This is a genomic window from Limnohabitans sp. Hippo3, from assembly GCF_003063665.1.
Classification (GTDB): domain Bacteria; phylum Pseudomonadota; class Gammaproteobacteria; order Burkholderiales; family Burkholderiaceae_C; genus Limnohabitans_A.
The window spans coordinates 317,611-335,519 of record NZ_NESF01000001.1 but is presented as its reverse complement, the minus strand read 5'-3'; the positions used below and the strand labels follow the sequence as shown (position 1 = coordinate 335,519).

At 62.2% G+C, this 17,909-nt stretch carries 16 protein-coding genes; 14 read left to right on the top strand and 2 right to left on the bottom strand.

Features of this window, described 5'->3' with window-relative positions; genetic code table 11:
• Positions 1-44 precede the first annotated feature (44 nt).
• The 9 genes from B9Z34_RS01610 to B9Z34_RS01570 all read left to right on the top strand — a co-directional run bounded on the left by B9Z34_RS01610 (position 45) and on the right by B9Z34_RS01570 (position 9,812).
• Positions 45-2,156, top strand: a complete 2,112-nt coding sequence (locus tag B9Z34_RS01610; RefSeq protein WP_108426348.1) for a 3-hydroxyacyl-CoA dehydrogenase NAD-binding domain-containing protein — start codon at positions 45-47, stop codon at positions 2,154-2,156.
• Positions 2,157-2,215: 59 nt separating this feature from the next.
• Positions 2,216-3,391, top strand: coding sequence for an acetyl-CoA C-acyltransferase (locus B9Z34_RS01605; RefSeq protein ID WP_108426346.1), 1,176 nt, complete (start codon positions 2,216-2,218; stop codon positions 3,389-3,391).
• A gap of 148 nt (positions 3,392-3,539) precedes the next feature.
• Positions 3,540-5,354 carry an acyl-CoA dehydrogenase gene (locus B9Z34_RS01600; RefSeq protein WP_108426344.1) on the top strand — a complete coding sequence of 605 codons (1,815 nt, stop codon included), beginning with the start codon at positions 3,540-3,542 and terminating at the stop codon, positions 5,352-5,354.
• Positions 5,354-5,659, top strand: a complete 306-nt coding sequence (locus B9Z34_RS01595; protein ID WP_108426342.1) for a Dabb family protein — start codon at positions 5,354-5,356, stop codon at positions 5,657-5,659. The genes B9Z34_RS01600 and B9Z34_RS01595 overlap by 1 nt, the downstream gene beginning before the upstream one ends.
• Before the next feature lie 12 nt (positions 5,660-5,671).
• Positions 5,672-6,463, top strand: coding sequence for an SDR family oxidoreductase (locus B9Z34_RS01590; protein WP_108426340.1), 792 nt, complete (start codon positions 5,672-5,674; stop codon positions 6,461-6,463).
• A 21-nt stretch (positions 6,464-6,484) separates the two neighbouring features.
• On the top strand, positions 6,485-6,907 hold the full coding sequence (locus B9Z34_RS01585) for a PaaI family thioesterase (protein ID WP_108426338.1): 423 nt from the start codon (positions 6,485-6,487) through the stop codon (positions 6,905-6,907).
• Positions 6,908-6,947: 40 nt separating this feature from the next.
• Positions 6,948-7,964 carry an NADP-dependent oxidoreductase gene (locus tag B9Z34_RS01580; RefSeq protein ID WP_108426336.1) on the top strand — a complete coding sequence of 339 codons (1,017 nt, stop codon included), beginning with the start codon at positions 6,948-6,950 and terminating at the stop codon, positions 7,962-7,964.
• Between the two features lie 10 nt (positions 7,965-7,974).
• Positions 7,975-8,910, top strand: a complete 936-nt coding sequence (locus tag B9Z34_RS01575) for a glutathione S-transferase family protein (RefSeq protein WP_108426334.1) — start codon at positions 7,975-7,977, stop codon at positions 8,908-8,910.
• Positions 8,907-9,812, top strand: a complete 906-nt coding sequence (locus B9Z34_RS01570; RefSeq protein WP_108426332.1) for an SDR family oxidoreductase — start codon at positions 8,907-8,909, stop codon at positions 9,810-9,812. Before B9Z34_RS01575 ends, B9Z34_RS01570 begins: the two co-directional genes overlap by 4 nt.
• Positions 9,813-9,854: 42 nt before the next feature.
• Here the strand turns inward: B9Z34_RS01570 and B9Z34_RS01565 are convergent, their stop codons facing one another.
• Positions 9,855-10,247, bottom strand: coding sequence for a hypothetical protein (locus B9Z34_RS01565; RefSeq protein ID WP_233249367.1), 393 nt, complete (start codon positions 10,245-10,247; stop codon positions 9,855-9,857).
• A 216-nt stretch (positions 10,248-10,463) separates the two neighbouring features.
• Here B9Z34_RS01565 and B9Z34_RS01560 point away from each other — a divergent pair, with 216 nt between their 5' ends.
• The 4 genes from B9Z34_RS01560 (at position 10,464) to B9Z34_RS01545 (ending at position 15,547) form a co-directional block, all read left to right on the top strand.
• Positions 10,464-12,845 carry a Tex family protein gene (locus B9Z34_RS01560; protein WP_108426330.1) on the top strand — a complete coding sequence of 794 codons (2,382 nt, stop codon included), beginning with the start codon at positions 10,464-10,466 and terminating at the stop codon, positions 12,843-12,845.
• A 92-nt stretch (positions 12,846-12,937) separates the two neighbouring features.
• Entirely contained in the window at positions 12,938-14,023 is a 1,086-nt protein-coding gene (locus B9Z34_RS01555; protein ID WP_108426329.1) for a phospholipase, read from the top strand.
• Positions 14,024-14,183: 160 nt separating this feature from the next.
• Positions 14,184-15,137, top strand: a complete 954-nt coding sequence (locus B9Z34_RS01550; protein ID WP_108426327.1) for a rhodanese-related sulfurtransferase — start codon at positions 14,184-14,186, stop codon at positions 15,135-15,137.
• A gap of 14 nt (positions 15,138-15,151) precedes the next feature.
• Positions 15,152-15,547 (top strand): TfoX/Sxy family protein, encoded by a 396-nt coding sequence (locus B9Z34_RS01545; RefSeq protein WP_108426325.1) that lies wholly within the window; start codon positions 15,152-15,154, stop codon positions 15,545-15,547.
• Positions 15,548-15,558: 11 nt separating this feature from the next.
• Here the strand turns inward: B9Z34_RS01545 and B9Z34_RS01540 are convergent, their stop codons facing one another.
• Entirely contained in the window at positions 15,559-16,695 is a 1,137-nt protein-coding gene (locus tag B9Z34_RS01540) for an iron-containing alcohol dehydrogenase (RefSeq protein ID WP_108426323.1), read from the bottom strand.
• 186 nt (positions 16,696-16,881) lie between these two features.
• Between B9Z34_RS01540 and B9Z34_RS01535 the strand changes: the two genes are divergently transcribed.
• The gene (locus B9Z34_RS01535) at positions 16,882-17,868 is read left to right on the top strand and encodes an alpha/beta hydrolase (protein WP_108426850.1); all 987 of its coding nucleotides are present in this window, start codon (positions 16,882-16,884) and stop codon (positions 17,866-17,868) included.
• Positions 17,869-17,909 lie beyond the last annotated feature (41 nt).

The following is a 17,909-nucleotide window of genomic DNA, read 5'->3' as shown; positions in this document are numbered from 1 at the left end:
GAACGGTCGTTCTTTTTTAACTTTTCACGCAAAGGAAGTCCAGCATGACAGCTGAATACAAAGTCCACGGTGATGTCGCGGTCATCACGTTGATGAACCCGCCCGTCAACGGTTTGGGCCTGTCCACCCGCATTGGCATCACTGATGGTCTGGAAAAAGCCAACAACGACGCATCGGTCAAGGCCATCGTCATCACAGGCGCGGGCAAAGCCTTTTCGGGCGGTGCAGACATCCGTGAATTTGGCTCGCCCAAGGCGATCCAGGAACCTAATTTGCTCAGCGTCATCCGCGCTTGCGAGAATTCTGCCAAGCCCGTGGTGGCGGCCATCCACTCGGTCGCCATGGGCGGCGGTCTGGAACTGGCGCTCGGCTGCCACTACCGCATTGCCGCGCCGGGCGCCAGCATTGCGCTGCCCGAAGTCAAGCTGGGCCTGATTCCCGGTGCCGGTGGCACGCAGCGCCTGCCCCGCGTGATCGGTGTCGAGCCTGCGCTCAACATGATCGTCAGTGGCGAAGCCATCAAGAGCGAGATGCTGGCCATGCTGCCAGGCCAAAAACTGTTTGATGCCATGGCGAAGTCGGCTGAAAGCCTGCCTGAAGAAGCCCTGGCGTTGGCCCGCAAAGTGGCCGCAGCGCATGCCGACGGTTCGCCATTGCCACTGGTGAAAAACCTGCCTTGCAAGCACCCGCAAGGCGATGCTTACTTCCAGTTCGCCCGCAACATGGTCAAGGGCATGGCCAAAAACCTGCCCGCACCCGCCAAGTGCGTGGACGCGGTCGAAGCGGCCACCAAGAAGAAGTTTGAAGACGGCATGGTCTTCGAGCGCGAAATCTTCATGAACCTGATGATGACGCCCGAGTGCCGCGCACTGCGCCACATCTTCATGGCCGACCGCGCTGCCAGCAAGATCCCCGACGTGCCCGAAGACACGCCCAAGCGCGAGATCAAGAGCGTCGCCGTCATTGGTGCCGGCACCATGGGTGGCGGCATCTCGATGAACTTCCTGAACGCGGGCATCCCGGTCAAGATCCTGGAGATGAAGCAGGACGCGCTGGACCGCGGCATTGCCACCATCCGCAAGAACTACGAAGCCCAGGTCAAAAAAGGCAAGCTCAAACAAGAAAAATACGACGAGCGCATGGCGCTTTTGAGCACCACGTTGAGCTACGACGACATCGGCCAGGCCGATCTGGTGATCGAAGCCGTGTTCGAAGAAATGGGCGTGAAGGAAGCCGTCTTCAAGAAACTCGACGAAGTGATGAAGCCCGGCGCGATCCTGGCCTCCAACACCTCCACACTCGATGTGAACAAGATCGCCAGCTTCACCAAGCGCCCTCAAGACGTGGTCGGCATGCACTTCTTCAGCCCCGCCAACGTCATGAAACTGCTCGAAGTGGTGCGTGGCGAAAAAACCGGTAAGGACGTGCTGGCCACTGTGATGGCGATTGGCAAGAAGATCAAGAAAACCTCGGTGGTCTCGGGCGTGTGCGATGGTTTCATCGGCAACCGCATGATCGAGCAGTACAGCCGCCAGGCTGGTTTCCTGATCGAAGAAGGCTGCACCCCGGCGCAAGTCGACAAGGCCATCGAGAAATTCGGCTTTGCCATGGGCCCCTTCCGCATGGGTGACTTGGCGGGCAACGACATCGGCTGGGCGATCCGCAAGCGCCGTTATGTGGAAAAGCCGCACCTCAAGTACAGCAAAACCGCTGACCTGCTGTGCGAGATGGGCCGCTATGGTCAAAAGACCGGCGCAGGCTGGTACGACTACCAGGCCGGCAAGCGCGATGCGATTCCCAGCCCTGTGGTGGTCGAGATGATCGAAAAGCACCGCGCCGCTTTGGGCATCACGCCACGCAAGATTTCCGACGAAGAAATTGTGCAGCGCCTGGTGTTCTCGCTGGTCAACGAAGCTGCCCACATTCTGGAAGAAGGCATCGCCAGCAAGGCCAGCGACATCGACATGGTGTACCTGACCGGCTACGGCTTCCCGCTGTGGCGCGGCGGCCCCATGATCTACGCCGACACCATCGGCTTGTTCAACGTGGCCGAAGCCATGAAACGCTTCGCCAAGAACCCGCACGACGACGCCCAGTTCTGGCAACCCGCGCCCCTGTTGGCCCGTTTGGTGGCCGAAGGCAAGACATTCAACTGATTTTTTAAATTTTTGGCGGGACAGATCTTTAGCTCTGTCCCCCACATGAAAGGACCATCATGACGAATGCTGTCATCGTATCCACCGCCCGCACCCCTCTGGCCAAGAGCTGGAAGGGCGCTTTCAACATGACCCACGGCGCCACCTTGGGCGGCCATGCGGTTCAACACGCCGTGGCCCGCGCTGGCATTGACGCCGCCGAGGTCGAAGATGTGATCATGGGGTGCGCCACGCCCGAAGGGGCCACGGGCGCCAACATCGCCCGCCAGATCGCGCTCAAGGCCGGTTTGCCCATTTCGGTCTCGGGCATGACCGTCAACCGTTTTTGCTCCTCGGGCCTGCAAACCATTGCCTTGGCCGCTCAGCGCATCATCGCGGGCGAGGGTCAGGTGTATGTGGCCGGCGGCGTGGAGAGCATCTCCTGCGTGCAGCAAGAGATGAACACCCACATGCTGCAAGACCTGGCGCTGGCCAAACAAAAGCCCGAGATTTACTGGAACATGCTGCAAACCGCCGAGCAAGTGGCCAAGCGCTACAAGATCGGCCGTGACCGCATGGACGAGTACGGTGCTGCCAGCCAGCAGAAGGCTTGTGCTGCGCAAGCCGCTGGTTTGTTCAATGACGAAATCGCCCCCATCACCGTCACACAAGGCGTGATCGACAAGGTCATGGGCATGACCACCAAGCAAGTGACCGTGAGCGTGGACGAAGGCCTGCGCGAAGGCACCACGGTGGAAGCCATCAGCGGCCTGCGCTCTGCTTTGCCTGGCGGCCTGGTGTCGGCCGGTAACGCCAGCCAGTTCTCAGACGGTGCAGGCGCTTGCGTGCTCATGGACGAAAAGCTGGCCGAACAACGTGGCTTGAAGCCGATGGGCCGATTCCTCGGCTTTGCGGTGGCCGGTTGCGAGCCCGACGAGATGGGCATTGGCCCGGTATATGCCGTACCCAAAGCCTTGGCACGTCTGGGGCTCACGGTGAACGACATCGACTTGTGGGAACTGAACGAAGCCTTTGCTGTGCAGGTGCTGTACTGCCGCGACAAGCTGGGCATTCCAGCCGACCGCCTGAACGTCAATGGAGGCGCGATTGCCGTGGGTCACCCCTACGGTGTGTCAGGCCAGCGCCTGACCGGCCACGCCCTGATCGAAGGCAAGCGCCGTGGTGCCAAGCGCGTGGCTGTGACCATGTGCATCGGTGGCGGCATGGGCGCTTGCGGCATCTTCGAAGTGCTGTGATGAACTGTCGCGTGGATGGCTGATCCACTCAGGGGCAGAGGGCATCATGTCTTCTGCCCCTTTTTTCTGTGGGAAGCTGCCCCTGCGGCCGAATGCTTCGCGAGCAGGGGCTCGCTCCCACAGGACATTGCCATGAAAGAACGATTCGATGAGCCTTCGCCCCACCGTTGATTTTTTGCTGCACCACTGGCTGAAGGTCGAGAACCTGCAGTCCCGTGAGCGTTTCGCTGACCACAGCCGGGAAACCTTTGACGCGGTGCTCGACACCTGCGAGCGCATTGCGAGGGAAAAATACGCCCCGTTCAACCGCCTGGTGGACACGCAAGAACCGCACTTTGACGGTGAAAAAGTCATCCTGCCCCAAGCCACGCACGAGGCCTACAAGGCCTATGCCGAATCGGGCATGCTGAGCGCCGCGCAGGACTACGAGATCGGGGGCATGCAGCTGCCTTACACCGTAGAAGCGGCGGCCAACGCCTTTTTTGCCATGGCCTCGGTCAGCATTGGCTCGGGCATGCTGACCAGCGGCAACGCCAATTTGCTCATGGTGCACGGTACCGATGTGCAAAAAAAGGTGTTTGCCGCGAACGAATTTTCGGGTCGCTTTTCCGGCACCATGTGCCTGAGTGAGCCGCAAGCGGGCTCGTCGCTGAGTGACGTGATGACCCGCGCCACACCCGATGGCGAGGGTTTTGAGGCCGATGCTTTGGGCCCACGTTACCGCCTCAAGGGCAACAAGATGTGGATCTCCTCGGGCGAGCACGAACTCTCCGAGAACATCATCCACCTCGTACTGGCCAAGATCCCCGACGCCAATGGGCAACTGGTGCCCGGCGTGAAAGGCATCTCGCTGTTCATCGTACCCAAGAAGCTGGTGGACACGAACGGGCAACTGACGGGCGAGCGCAACGATGTGGCGCTGGCAGGCCTGAACCACAAATGTGGCTGGCGCGGCACGACCAACACGCTGCTGAACTTTGGCGAGGGCAAATACCCGGTGCGTGGTGAAGCCGGGGCCGTGGGCTACTTGGTTGGCAAGCCCGGCGAAGGCCTGCGCTGCATGTTCCACATGATGAACGAGGCCCGCATCGGCGTGGGCATGGCCGCCACTATGCTGGGCATGGCCGGTTATTACGCCAGCCTCGACTACGCCAAAAACCGCCCACAAGGCAGGCCCACCGGGGCAGGGGGCAAGGATGCGAGCCAGCCCCAGGTGCGCATCATCGAGCACGCCGACATCAAACGCATGCTGCTGGCGCAAAAAGCCTATAGCGAAGGGGCGCTGGCGCTCGCCTTGTACTGCGCCCGACTGGTGGACGAGCAACACACAGGCACCGCCGAGGACGCCGATGTGGCGCGGCTGCTGCTGGAAGTGCTCACGCCCATTGTCAAGAGTTTCCCCAGCGAATGGTGTCTGGAAGCCAACTGCCTGGCCATCCAGATTCACGGCGGCTATGGTTACACGCGCGATTTTCCGGTGGAGCAGTACTGGCGAGACAACCGCCTGAACATGATCCACGAGGGCACGCACGGCATCCAGGCTATGGACCTGCTCGGTCGCAAGGTGCTGATGGAAAACGGCCGGGGCCTGCAGCTGCTGGCCGAACGCATGCTGGCCACCGCCGCCAAAGCCGAAACTGCTTGGGGCCCTGAAGCGGCCGCCTTGCGCGATGCCTTGAAGCAAGTGGGCGAGGCCACGCAACAAGCCTGGGCGGGTGCCGAACCCGCGCAGGCCCTGGCCAACGCCGTGCCGTATCTGCAGGCTTTTGGCCACACCGTGATCGCCTGGATCTGGCTCGACGTGGCCTGCAGCGCAGCCAGTGACCTCAGCCCAGCCGCGCAGGGCCGTCGCGCCGCTTGCCGCTATTTCTTCCGCTACGAACTGCCCAAGATCGGCGCCTGGCTGAACGTGGTCAAAAGCCGTGACCCGACCTGTGCCGACCTGCCCGAGGAGGCGTTCTGATGATCCGTCACATCGTGATGTGGAACCTGCACGAGCAGGCCGAAGGTGCCGACAAGGCCACCAACCTGGGCAAGGCCAAAGCCCTGCTGCTGTCTTGCGCCCAGGTGGTGCCCGGCATCCGCACCTTTGAAGTGGCCACCGCCACCCCCGGCATGGACTGCACCAACGACCTGGTGTTGCACATGTTGCTCGATGACGCGCAGGTGCTAGCGGCTTACCAGAATCACCCCGATCATGTGGCCATCAAGCCCTTCATGAAGGCGGTCGTGAAAGAGCGCCGCTGCATGGATTACACCGTTGAATAACAGGAGTACAAGATGGCACGCACCATTCAACAACTTTTTGACCTGACGGGGCAAGTCGCCCTCGTCACCGGAGGCTCGCGCGGCCTGGGCCTGCAAATGGCCCACGCCCTGGGCGAGGCCGGGGCCAAGATCATGCTCAGCTCGCGCAAGGCGGCCGACCTTGAAGAAGCCGCTGCTGAGCTGCAGGCCGCAGGCATTGATGCCCGCTGGATCGCGGCCGACTGCGGCAAAGAAGAAGACATCCGCCGCTTGGCGGCCGAGACCATGGAGCGCATGGGCCCGATCGACATCCTGGTCAACAACGCGGGCGCGACCTGGGGGGCGCCCGCAGAAGACCATCCGGTCGAAGCCTGGGACAAGGTCATGAACCTGAACGTGCGCGGTTATTTCATCCTCTCTCAAGAGGTGGCCAAGCAAAGCTTCATCCCGCGCGGCAAAGGCCGCATCCTGAACGTGGCCTCGATTGCCGGTTTGGCGGGCAACCCTTCGGAGATGAAGACGATTGCCTACAACACCTCCAAGGGCGCCGTGATCAACTTCACCCGCGCCCTGGCGGGCGAGTGGGGCGAGCACGGCATCACCGTCAACGCGATTTGCCCGGGGTTTTTCCCCAGCAAGATGACCCATGGTCTGCTGGAAAAGCTCGGCGCCGACAAGATGGCCCAAGGCGCACCGCTGCGCCGCCTGGGTGATGACGAAGACCTTAAGGGCTTGGTCGTGCTCTATGCATCCGACGCGGGCAAGCACATCACCGGCCAGTGGATGGCCGTCGACGGTGGCGTGAGCGCCATCATCGGTGGTTGAAACTTTGGCGGACCTGAAGATATGAGCATCCCATTTGGTGCCCGGATTCCGTTCGTTGACCATTTGGGCTTCACGCTGGAGAAGTTCGAAGGCGGCCAGTCCGAGCTGTTGTTTGCCCCACGACCCGAACACTTCAACTCCTTCGACGTCACGCACGGCGGCGCGGTCATGACCTTTCTGGATGTGATCATGGCCACGGCCGCGCGCAGCGTGGACCCCGAGATGGGCGTGGTCACCATCGAGATGAAAACCACCTTCATGCGCCCCGCCAAAGTGCCTGCGGGTCAAGCGCTGGTCGGCAAGGGGCACCTGCAGCACCGCACACGCAGCATGGCGTTCACCGAGGGCAGCGTGTTCGATGCCCAAGGCCAGTTGTGCGCCCACGCGACGGGCACTTTCAAATATGTGAGTCGTCGCGATTCCCCATCACCCTCGACCGACTGATTCCGATTCATTCACCCATTCCAACGCACTGGAGACCTTCATGCCCATCAACCACCGCATCGTTCTGGACAACCGCCCACAAGGCGAGGCTACTGTCAACAATTTCAAAATGGTCGAGTTGCCTTTGCCCGAACTGCAAGACGGCCAGGTGCTGGTTTGCCACCATTACCTGAGCCTGGACCCCTACATGCGTGGCCGCATGAACGAGAGCAAAAGCTACGCCCAACCGCAGCCGCTGGGTGAAGTCATGATCGGAGGCACGGTGGGTGAGGTGGTGGACAGCCGCCACCCCAAATTCAAAGCCGGTGACCAGGTGGTTGGCATGGGCGGCTGGCAGGAATACAGCGTGGTCGACGCCAACGTGGTCGGCGCCCTGCGCAAGGTCGACACCACCCATGTGCCGCTGTCGCACTACCTGGGCGCGGTGGGCATGCCCGGCGTGACCGCCTGGTATGGCCTGGTGAAAATCATCGCCCCCAAAGCTGGCGAGACCGTCACGGTGAGCGCGGCCAGCGGCGCGGTGGGCAGCGCCTACGGCGCTTTGGCTAAGGCCCGGGGCTGCCGCGTGGTGGGCATCGCAGGCGGCAAAGACAAGTGCGACTACGTGGTCAAGGAACTGGGCTTTGACGCCTGCATCGACTACAAGGAACACAAGGACTACCTGAGCCTGTCCAAAGCCCTGCGCGATGCCTGCCCCAACGGCATTGACGGCCATTTTGAGAACGTGGGTGGCATGGTGCTCGACGCCGTGATGCTGCGCACCAATGCGTTTGCCCGCATCGCCGTGTGCGGGATGATCGCTGGCTACGACGGTGCGCCGCTGCCCATGGCCAACCCCGCGCTGATTTTGGTCAACCGCATGAAGATCGAAGGCTTCATCGTCAGCGAGCACATGGAAGTCTGGCCCGAAGCCCTGCAAGAACTCGGCACCCTGGTCGGCACGGGCAAACTGCGCCCCCGCGAATCGGTGGCCCAAGGCCTGGCGGCTGCACCCGAGGCTTTCCTCGGTCTGCTCAAAGGCAAGAACTTCGGCAAGCAGCTGGTCAAACTGATCTGAGGCCCCAGCCATGTCCGACCTGATCCTGCACCACTACCCGGTTTCGCCCTTTGCCGAAAAAATCCGGCTGATTCTGGGTCACAAGCAACTGGCCTGGAAGAGCGTCTTCATCCCGATGGTCATGCCCAAGCCCGATCTGACGGCGCTCACAGGCGGTTACCGCAAAACCCCAGTGCTGCAGCTCGGTGCAGACGTGTATTGCGACACCGCCCTCATCTGCGATGTGCTGGAGCACATCGCACCCACACCCACGATCTACCCCGAAGCCATCAAGGGTGCCGCCCGCATCGTGGCGCAGTGGGCCGACAGCGCCCTGTTCCCCTCCGCCATGGCCTACAACTTCCAGCCTGCGGGTGTGGCGCAAGTCTTTGCAGGCGCGTCCGCTGACACGGTGCAGGCCTTTGTGGCCGATCGCACCGCCATGCGGGGTGGGGCGGCCCGCATGGCAGCCGCAGACGCGACCGGCACTTACAAGAGCTACCTGCGCCGTTTGGCCAATATGCTGCATGGGCAGGATTACCTGTTCGGTGCCCAGCCCTGTGTGGCCGACTTCGCGGCGTATCACCCGCTGTGGTTCACGCAAGAGCGCACGCCCGCCTTGGCCGGCATTTTTGACGCCACCCCCGAAGTGAAGTCGTGGATGGCCCGCATGAAGGTCATCGGTCACGGCAGTTTCAGCCCATGCACCGCCGAGGAGGCTTTGCGCTTGGCCCACAGTGCCACGCCTGCAGCTTTGCCGGGCGAGGTGTTCCAGGACGAGCACGACATCGCGCTGGGCACACGGGTGGTGATCGCGGCCGACAACTTCGGGCAAGAGCCCACCGAGGGCGAGCTTGTGGCCGCCACCCGCACCCGTTACACCCTGCGCCGCACCGATGACCGTGCGGGCAATGTCCATGTCCATTTCCCGCGCGTCGGGTTCACACTCAAAAAGGCCCTTGCATGATCGAGAATTTCAAAGGCAAAACCGCAGTCCTGACCGGTGCCGGCTCGGGTTTCGGGCTGGAATGCGCCCGCATTGGCGCCAGGCTTGGCATGAACCTGGTGCTGGTCGATGTGCAGCAGGATGCGCTGGACAAAGCCGAAGCCGAAATGACTGCCCAGGGGGTGCAGGTGCTGGCCCGCAAGGTCGATGTGTCGAAGGTGGCGGCCATGGAGCAGCTCGCCGCTGACGTGAAGGCCCGTTTTGGCGCACCGCACTTCGTGTTCAACAACGCGGGTGTCGGGGCAGGGGGCCTGGTTTGGGAAAACTCCGTGGCCGACTGGGAGTGGGTGCTGGGCGTGAACCTGTGGGGCGTGGTGCATGGTGTGCGTCTGTTCACCCCCATGATGCTTGAGGCCGCCAAGGCCGACCCGGCTTACCAAGGTCACATCGTCAACACCGCCAGCATGGCCGGTTTGCTCACGCCCCCCAACATGGGCATCTACAACGTGAGCAAACACGCGGTGGTGTCCTTGACCGAAACGCTCTACCAGGACTTGCAGCTGGTCAGTGACCAGGTCAGCGCCAGCGTGCTGTGTCCTTACTTTGTGCCCACCGGCATCAGCCAGAGCCACCGCAACCGGCCCGCAGATTTGCCACCCGAAAAACCCACAGCCAGCCAATTGATTGGCCAGGCGCAAAGTGATAAAGCTGTCAGTAGTGGCAAGGTTTCAGCCGCCGATGTGGCGCAAAAGGTGTTTGATGCTGTGGCCAGCGGGAAGTTTTACATTTACAGCCATCCGCAGGCGCTGGGCAATGTGCAAAGCCGCATGGAGGCGATTGTTCAGGGCATCAACCCGCCCGATCCGTTTGCGGCGCGGCCTGACGTGGGTGAAAGTTTGCGAAAAGCCTTGCGCGCCATTTGAGGCTGATCGGCTCCGTGAGCCCAGCGCCATGGGCGCTGGGGTTTACTTGTGGAAGTGGCCTTCAAAACAGTGGCGAACTTCGTGGCCCAAAGCCACATGGGAAGTTTCCCTGCCCGTCACGATCACGCATTCCTGGCGCTGCACGTGCCAAACCGCGCACGCCACAGGTGGAGTGATGTAAGCCTGTTCCCGCCCCATGCCAATCGACTTGGCGCAGTACTGGGCCACATCGTCACGCACTTCCCAGCGCAGGTTGACCTCTTTCATGATCCGCTTGTCCGTGGGTTTGGGGGTGAATTTTTCGTATTCAACGTTGGGGATCGCGCCGCCTCCCATGGTTTGGCAACCCGTCAGAAAGACCATGGACAAACAGACCATCACCACCATGGCCAGCCGCTTGGCGGTGCCGATGCTATGTTGATTTGTCAAATTCATCATCACTCTCTCAATTGACTGTTTTGTTGATTTGACCTCAGTTTACAGTTTTGATGGTTTGATGTCTATAAATTTGTGAAATTATGGGATTATTTTTTGTTTTTAAGATTATTTAACACTCAAACTGTGATTTGACAGTTTGAGCGGTGGTGTGGCGGCGGCTCAGATGGCTTGTGGCAAACTTGCCCGCTTTCCCCTCTGGATGTGACCTGAGACATGCAAAAAATCCTGGCCCAACTGGCCGCAGAAATCCGTATCCGCCCTGACCAGGTCAAGACCGCTGTGGAATTGCTTGATGGCGGTGCTACCGTCCCGTTCATCGCCCGTTACCGCAAAGAGGTGACCGGTGGCCTGGACGACATCCAGCTGCGCGAACTCGAAGCACGCCTGGGTTATTTGCGCGAGCTGGAGGACCGCCGCGCCGCCGTGATCAAGAGCATCACCGAGCAGGGCAAGATGACGCCCGACTTGTTGGCCGCCATCGACGCGGCACCCACCAAACAGGAGCTGGAAGATCTGTATTTGCCCTTCAAGCCCAAGCGCCGCACCAAAGGCATGATTGCCCGCGAAGCCGGGCTGGAGCCGCTGGCCGACAAGCTGTTTGCAGACCCCTCGCTCGACCCGCATGCCGAGGCCGCTGCCTTTGTGCTGCCTGCAGGCAAGATTGAAGGGGCCGACTTCACCACCACCGCTGCCGTGCTCGATGGTGTGCGTGATTTGCTGAGTGAGCGCTGGGCCGAAGACGCTTCGCTGGTGCAAGCCCTGCGCGAATGGCTGTGGAACGAGGGCCTGTTCAAAAGCAAGCTGGCCGAGGGCAAGGACGAAAACAACGCCGACGTGGCCAAGTTCCGCGATTACTTTGACTACGACGAGCCGATTGGCCGGGTGCCCAGCCACCGGGCGTTGGCCGTGTTTCGGGGCCGGGCGCTGGAAATGCTGGATGCCAAACTGGTGCTGCCCGAGCCGGAGGCGAGTTTCAGTTCCAAGCCAGAACCGGGCAAACCCAGCATCGCCGAAGGCAAGATCGCCATGCACCTGGGCTGGAGCCATGCAGGCCGCCCCTCGGACGACCTGATCCGCAAATGCGTGGCCTGGACCTGGCGCGTGAAGCTGAGCCTGTCCACGGAGCGCGACCTGTTTGCCCGCCTGCGCGAAGAGGCCGAAAAGGTCGCCATCAAGGTCTTCAGTGACAACCTGCGCGATTTGCTGCTGGCCGCCCCCGCAGGACCCCGCGTGGTCATGGGGCTGGACCCAGGCATCCGCACGGGCGTGAAGGTGGCCGTGGTGGACGCCACCGGCAAACTCGTCGACACCTCCACGGTGTACCCCCACGAGCCGCGCAAGGACTGGGAAGGCTCGCTGTTCACCCTGGCCAAGCTGTGCGAAAAGCACAACGTCAACCTGATTGCGATTGGCAACGGCACCGCCAGCCGCGAAACCGACAAACTGGCGGGGGACCTGATCAAGCAACTGGCCAAACTGCGCGAGGGCCCTGAGATTCAAAAAGTGGTGGTCAGCGAGGCGGGCGCTTCGGTGTATTCGGCCAGCGAATTCGCCAGCCAGGAAATGCCCGATGTGGACGTGAGCCTGCGCGGCGCGGCCTCGATCGCCCGCCGCCTGCAAGACCCGCTGTCGGAGCTGGTCAAGATCGACCCCAAAGCGATTGGCGTGGGCCAATACCAGCACGACGTGAACCAGAGCGAGCTGGCCAAAACGCTGGACGCCGTGGTCGAAGACTGTGTGAACTCGGTGGGTGTGGACCTGAACACGGCCAGCGTTCCCTTGCTCACCCGCGTGTCGGGTTTGTCGGCCAGCGTGGCCAAGTCGGTGGTGCGCTGGCGCGATGCCAATGGCGTGTTCAAGTCGCGTCAAGATCTGCTCAAGGTGACCGGCCTGGGGGCCAAGACCTTTGAGCAAAGCGCGGGCTTCTTGCGCATCCGTGGCGGAGACAACCCACTCGACATGACGGGCGTGCACCCCGAAACCTACCCGGTGGTCGAGCAGATCATCGTCAAGACCGGCAAGCCCATTCAAGAGATCATGGGCCGCAGCGATGTGCTCAAGACCCTCAAGCCCGAGCTGTTTGCCAGCGAGCAGTTTGGCGCGATCACCATCAAGGACATTCTGGGCGAGCTGGAAAAGCCTGGCCGCGACCCGCGCCCCGACTTCAAGGTGGCCCGCCTGGCCGACGGCGTGGAAGACATCAAGGACCTGAAAGAGGGCATGATCCTGGAGGGCACCGTGAGCAACGTGGCCCAGTTTGGCGCGTTTGTCGACCTCGGTGTGCACCAGGACGGCCTGGTTCACGTCAGCCAGCTGGCCAACAAGTTCGTGACCGACGCCCGCGAAGTGGTCAAGACGGGTGACATCGTCAAAGTGAAGGTGCTCGAAGTCGATGTGGCCCGCAAACGCATCAGCCTGACCATGAAGCTGGACGCCGCGCCCGCCAGACGCGATGGTCCGAGAGACAACCGTTTTGAAGGCGCAGGGCGGGACAACCGCCAGCGCGGCGGCGGTGGTTACACCTCGCCCCCCGCAGCCGGGTCGGGTTCGGCCATGGCCAGCGCGTTTGCAAAGTTGCAGGGTTTGAAGAAATAAGGCGTATGTCATGCCCGCGCATGCGGGTATTCATTCGCGTAAGACCAGCGTGTCTTCAGCCTCGTCCATCTGCCCCTCTACACTCGGTCCCCATGCAAGCGCTCCACATCCACGCAGGCCCCAAAGCCTTGGCCCATATCCGCGAACACGGCCTGCGCCCTGAGCACATTGGCGTCATCCCGGGTGCCGCTGGCGGCCCCAAGGGTTTGATCCTCGGGCCTCTGGACCGCTTCATCTTTGGCGATTGGCTGTCCCAGAGCACGCAAGCCGTGGACTTGGTGGGCGCCTCGATTGGTGCCTGGCGCATGGCCACCGCTTGCCTGAACAATTCGGTGGCGGCGTTTGAGCGCTTGGAGCACGACTACATCCACCAGCACTACGAACCGTTGCCGGGCCAAAAGCGCGTGAGCGCCGAGCAGGTCAGCGGGGCTTTTGGACAGAGCCTGCAGGCCTTTTACGGCGGTCGCATCCACGAGGCGCTGAGCCATCCGCGCTATCGTTTGCACATCGTCACCTCACGAGGGCGGCATGTGCTGCACCGCGAGCACCTCGTGGCGACGCCGCTGGGCTACGCCGGGGCCTACCTCAGCAACGCCGTGAGCCGCCGGGCGCTCGGCGGTTGGCTGGAGCGGGTGGTGTTTTCAGGGCAGGGCGCGGCTTTGCCGTTTGATGCGCAAGACTTTCGCACCCGCGCTGTGGGGCTGACCGAAGGCAACTTCATGCCTGCGCTGCAGGCCAGCTGCTCCATACCGTTTGCCCTGAAAGCCGTGCACGACATCCCCGGTGCCCCTGCTGGCGCGTATTGGGACGGCGGCATCACCGATTACCACCTGCATTTGAACTGGACGGCGCCAGCAACAGGGACTGATCGTTCCATCGTGCTCTACCCGCATTTCCAGAAAAACGTGGTGCCCGGCTGGCTGGACAAAGCCCTCAAGTGGCGACATGGGGTCACCCCGTTTCTGGACAACACCATCGTCCTGGCCCCCAATCCAGAATGGGTCAAAACCCTGCCGGGCGGTAAATTGCCCGACCGCCAGGACTTCATGACCTACGACCGGGATCTGGCGGGGCGGGTGAAAGTGTGGAGGGCGGCAGCCAGCGCTGCGCAGCAGATGGCCGATGAGTTCGGGGAATGGCTGGCAAGGCCTGCAGTGGCAGACGTTCGGACTTTGTGATGGGGTGTTGCACACGCGCGAGAGCATTTCCAGAAATGGCCTCCGGTTTCAAACGCGTCATGCCCGCGAACGCGGGTATCCATGGACACCGAAGGCATAGACACCCGATCCAGTCGGGCGTGACGAATTTCCAGCTCGCCGGGCTGGGATAATCACCCCTATGCAAGCCGATACCCCGTTCCTCACCGCCGCCCTCTACAAATTTGTCGATTTGCCCGACTTCGCTGATCTGCAAGCGCCTTTGCAGGCTTGTTGCGAGGCCAACGAGGTCAAAGGCACCTTGCTTTTGGCGCATGAGGGCATCAACGGCACGATTGCCGGCCCGGAAAAAGGCATCCGCGCCGTGCTGGCGTTTTTGCGGGCCGATCCGCGCCTGGCCGATCTGGTGCACAAAGAGTCGTGGAGCCCCAAGCCGCCGTTCACCCGCATGAAGGTCAAGCTCAAAAAAGAAATCGTGACCTTGCGCGTGCCCGAGCTGGACCCGAACAAGACGGTGGGCCAGTACGTCAAACCCGCCGATTGGAACGCCTTGCTGGCCGACCCGGATGTGGTGGTCATCGACACGCGCAACGACTACGAGGTGGCGATTGGCACCTTCAAGGGTGCGGTCAACCCGAACATCAAGAATTTTGTGCAGCTGCCCGCCTGGCTGGAAGCGCAGGACCACCTAAAAACCGATGCGCCCAAAAAGCCCAAGGTGGCGATGTTCTGCACGGGCGGTATCCGCTGCGAAAAGTCCACCGCGCTCATGAAAATGCGTGGTTTTGACGAGGTCTACCACCTCGAAGGCGGCATCCTCAAGTACCTCGAAGAAATCCCGCCAGAGCAGAGCATTTGGGAAGGTGAGTGCTTTGTGTTCGACGAGCGCGTGAGCGTGGGCCATGGCCTGGGCGTGGGCAGCCACGAACTGTGCCGCTCCTGTCGCTGGCCCTTGAGCGCACAGGACAAGTTGTCGCCGCACTACGTGAAAGGGGTCAGCTGCGACCATTGCCACGACCAGCGCACCCCGGAACAGAAGGCCAAACTGGCCGAGCGCCAGCGTCAGGTAGAACTGGCCGAGGCCCGTGGCGAGGTGCATGTGGGCGCCAAGATGCCCAGCCACGACGCGCCCTGACGTCGGCCCCGCACATGAGTGACTTCATCCCCTTTGTGCAGGAGTTGCTGGAAGATTGGGCCCCCGTGTCGGCCCGTCGCATGTTTGGCGGCCATGGCCTCTACCACGAGGGTTTGATGTTCGCCATCGTGATGGACCAGCGGCTGTACCTCAAGGCCGATGCGGTTAATCGGCCCGAGTTCGAGGCAAAGGGGCTGGCGCCGTTCACCTACGCCATGAAGGGCAAAGAAGTCGCGCTGTCTTATTGGGCTGCACCGGATGAAATGTTCGACGTCCCAGATGACGCCCAACAGTGGGCCAAATCCGCTTGGGATGCTGCTTTGCGTGGCCATTTGGTCAAGGTGCAGGCGAGGGAAAGAGCCAAAGCGAAATTGGCGGACAAAAAGACCGCCCGATCCCCTCGGGCGTGACCTCCCGCAGCTTACATGCTGGTCAGCAACATGTCCCGGTATTCGTCTGCCGAGGCGATGCGCGGGTTGGTTTTGTGGCAGTGGTCGGCCAAGGCCCCGGTGATGACGGCATCGAACAGGCCTTCGGTCACGCCCATGGCACCCAAGCCCGTGGGGAGCCCCAAGCGGGCGCACATGTCGCGGATGGCGTCGGGGATGTCCGAGCCGCTTTGAAGACCCATGGCCTGGGCCATGCGGTTGAGGCGGTTTTCTTTTTGCACGCTTTCAGCCGCTGCGTTGAACTTCACCACGGCTGGCAAAAACATGGCGTTCAAAGTGCCGTGGTGCAGGCGCGGGTTGACGCCGCCCAGGCTGTGGCTGAGCGAGTGCACGCAGCCCAGGCCTTTCTGGAAAGCCATGGCGCCCTGCATGCTGGCGCTCATCATGTTCAGGCGGGCTTCGCGGTCCTGGCCATTGACCGTGGCGCGTTCGATGTGCGCCCAGCCCCGGGCCAGACCATCGAGCGCGATGCCGTCGGCAGGCGGGTTGAAGGGCGCGGCCATGAAGGTTTCCATGCAATGCGCCACCGCGTCCATGCCGGTCGCAGCCGTCAGGATGGGCGGCAGGCCAAAGGTCAGTTCGGGGTCGCAAATGGCCGCTTTGGGTACGATGAACCAGCTGTGGAAACCGACTTTGCGGCCATCGTCCAGGATCAAAATCGCGCCTCGTGCCACCTCGCTGCCGGTGCCACTGGTGGTGGGCACGGCGATGATGGGGGCCACGCGGTCGGTGATCTTGAGCGAGCCGCCTTCGATGGTCGCGTAGGTTTTGAGCGGGCCTTCGTGGCTGACCGCAATCGCCACGCCCTTGGCGCAGTCGATGGCCGAGCCACCGCCCACCGCAATCAGGCCGTCGCAGCCGTTGGCTTTGTACAGGGTCGCCGCGGCGCGAACCGCCGCCTCGGTCGGGTTGGAGGGGGTCTGGTCAAACACCGCCACAGGCAGGTCGGGCAGGGCGTCGAGGGCTTTTTGCAGCACGCCTGCGGCTTTGACGCCCGCGTCGGTCACGATCAGGGGCTTGCGGATGCCCACGCGCGCGCACTCAGACTGCAGCAGCTTCACGGCGCCAAAGTCGATCTGGATCTGGGTGACGTAGTTGATGAAAGACATGCCATAACTCCAATCAATTGAGCCTGCTCACCCGTGACAATTTTGGCGAGCAGGGCGTTGTACGATCAGGAACCATTTTGATGCAGGAATGGGTTTTCGCCACCCCGGAGCTGTCACCCTTGTTTGCAAGAGGGTGCCCTGACGAAGGGCGAACCCAGGTCTTTTACCAGCTTTTTCATCCGCCCCATGAGCAGCCACCACACCAACCCCCGCGCCTTGCTGAACGCCGCCACACGCCATCTGATTGAACGGGTGGAACGCGCAGGTCGCCCGCCCATGGCCATCATGACCCCCGAGCAGGCGCGGGCGTTTTACGACATCGGCGGACCCATGCTCGACCTGCAGCCCGCGCCGCAGGTGGACCGGGTGGAGGACATCCAGATCCCGGCCCGCGATGGCCACGCCATGCCCGCCCGGCTGTATGCCCTGCGCAGCCAGCTCGCCTTGCCCGTGCTGCTGTACATCCATGGCGGGGGCTTCAGCGTGGGCAGCCTGACCACCCACGATGTGCTGTGTCGCCAACTCTCGCGCCTGGGCCACTGCGCCGTGGTGTCGCTGGACTACCGGCTGGCACCCGAGCACCGCTTTCCAACGGCCGTGCACGACAGCTGGGACGCCCTGAACTGGCTGCGCCAGCAGGGCCAGGCGCTGGGCCTGGACACCACACGATTGGCCGTGGGCGGCGACAGTGCAGGCGGCACCCTGGCCACTGTGTGCGCCCTGATGGCACGCGATGCAGGCCTGGCCTTGTGCCTGCAACTGCTGTTTTACCCCGGTTGCATTGGACGGCAGGACACCGTTTCGCACCACACCTTTGCCGAGGGCTTCATGCTCGACAAGCAGACGGTGGACTGGTTTTTTGCCAATTACATCGACGAAGCCGACCGCGACGACTGGCGCTTTGCACCGATGAACGCGCCCGACCACGCAGGTTTGGCCCCCGCCTGGATCGGCCTGGCCGAATGCGACCCGCTGGTGGACGAGGGTGTGCAGTATTCGGACAAGTTGCGCATGGCGGGTGTGCCGGTCGATCTGGAGATTTACAAAGGCGTGGTCCACGGTTTCATCACCATGGGCCGCGCCATTCCCGATGCCTTGCAAGCCCATGCCGATGCGGGCCGGGCTTTGCGGGCGGCCTTTGAAGTCAGGGATACCCGGTCAAGCCGGTTATGACCAAACACCAAAAGCTTGACTTGCCTCAACCTTAAAAAATC

What these genes read in the sequence shown, in the direction of transcription:
- B9Z34_RS01610 (WP_108426348.1), top strand. Translation starts at nt 45, where the DNA reads ATGACAGCTGAATACAAAGTCCACGGTGATGTCGCGGTCATCACGTTG.
- B9Z34_RS01605 (WP_108426346.1), top strand. Translation starts at nt 2,216, where the DNA reads ATGACGAATGCTGTCATCGTATCCACCGCCCGCACCCCTCTGGCCAAG.
- B9Z34_RS01600 (WP_108426344.1), top strand. Translation starts at nt 3,540, where the DNA reads ATGAGCCTTCGCCCCACCGTTGATTTTTTGCTGCACCACTGGCTGAAG.
- B9Z34_RS01595 (WP_108426342.1), top strand. Translation starts at nt 5,354, where the DNA reads ATGATCCGTCACATCGTGATGTGGAACCTGCACGAGCAGGCCGAAGGT.
- B9Z34_RS01590 (WP_108426340.1), top strand. Translation starts at nt 5,672, where the DNA reads ATGGCACGCACCATTCAACAACTTTTTGACCTGACGGGGCAAGTCGCC.
- B9Z34_RS01585 (WP_108426338.1), top strand. Translation starts at nt 6,485, where the DNA reads ATGAGCATCCCATTTGGTGCCCGGATTCCGTTCGTTGACCATTTGGGC.
- B9Z34_RS01580 (WP_108426336.1), top strand. Translation starts at nt 6,948, where the DNA reads ATGCCCATCAACCACCGCATCGTTCTGGACAACCGCCCACAAGGCGAG.
- B9Z34_RS01575 (WP_108426334.1), top strand. Translation starts at nt 7,975, where the DNA reads ATGTCCGACCTGATCCTGCACCACTACCCGGTTTCGCCCTTTGCCGAA.
- B9Z34_RS01570 (WP_108426332.1), top strand. Translation starts at nt 8,907, where the DNA reads ATGATCGAGAATTTCAAAGGCAAAACCGCAGTCCTGACCGGTGCCGGC.
- B9Z34_RS01565 (WP_233249367.1), bottom strand. Translation starts at nt 10,247, where the DNA reads ATGAATTTGACAAATCAACATAGCATCGGCACCGCCAAGCGGCTGGCC.
- B9Z34_RS01560 (WP_108426330.1), top strand. Translation starts at nt 10,464, where the DNA reads ATGCAAAAAATCCTGGCCCAACTGGCCGCAGAAATCCGTATCCGCCCT.
- B9Z34_RS01555 (WP_108426329.1), top strand. Translation starts at nt 12,938, where the DNA reads ATGCAAGCGCTCCACATCCACGCAGGCCCCAAAGCCTTGGCCCATATC.
- B9Z34_RS01550 (WP_108426327.1), top strand. Translation starts at nt 14,184, where the DNA reads ATGCAAGCCGATACCCCGTTCCTCACCGCCGCCCTCTACAAATTTGTC.
- B9Z34_RS01545 (WP_108426325.1), top strand. Translation starts at nt 15,152, where the DNA reads ATGAGTGACTTCATCCCCTTTGTGCAGGAGTTGCTGGAAGATTGGGCC.
- B9Z34_RS01540 (WP_108426323.1), bottom strand. Translation starts at nt 16,695, where the DNA reads ATGTCTTTCATCAACTACGTCACCCAGATCCAGATCGACTTTGGCGCC.
- B9Z34_RS01535 (WP_108426850.1), top strand. Translation starts at nt 16,882, where the DNA reads ATGAGCAGCCACCACACCAACCCCCGCGCCTTGCTGAACGCCGCCACA.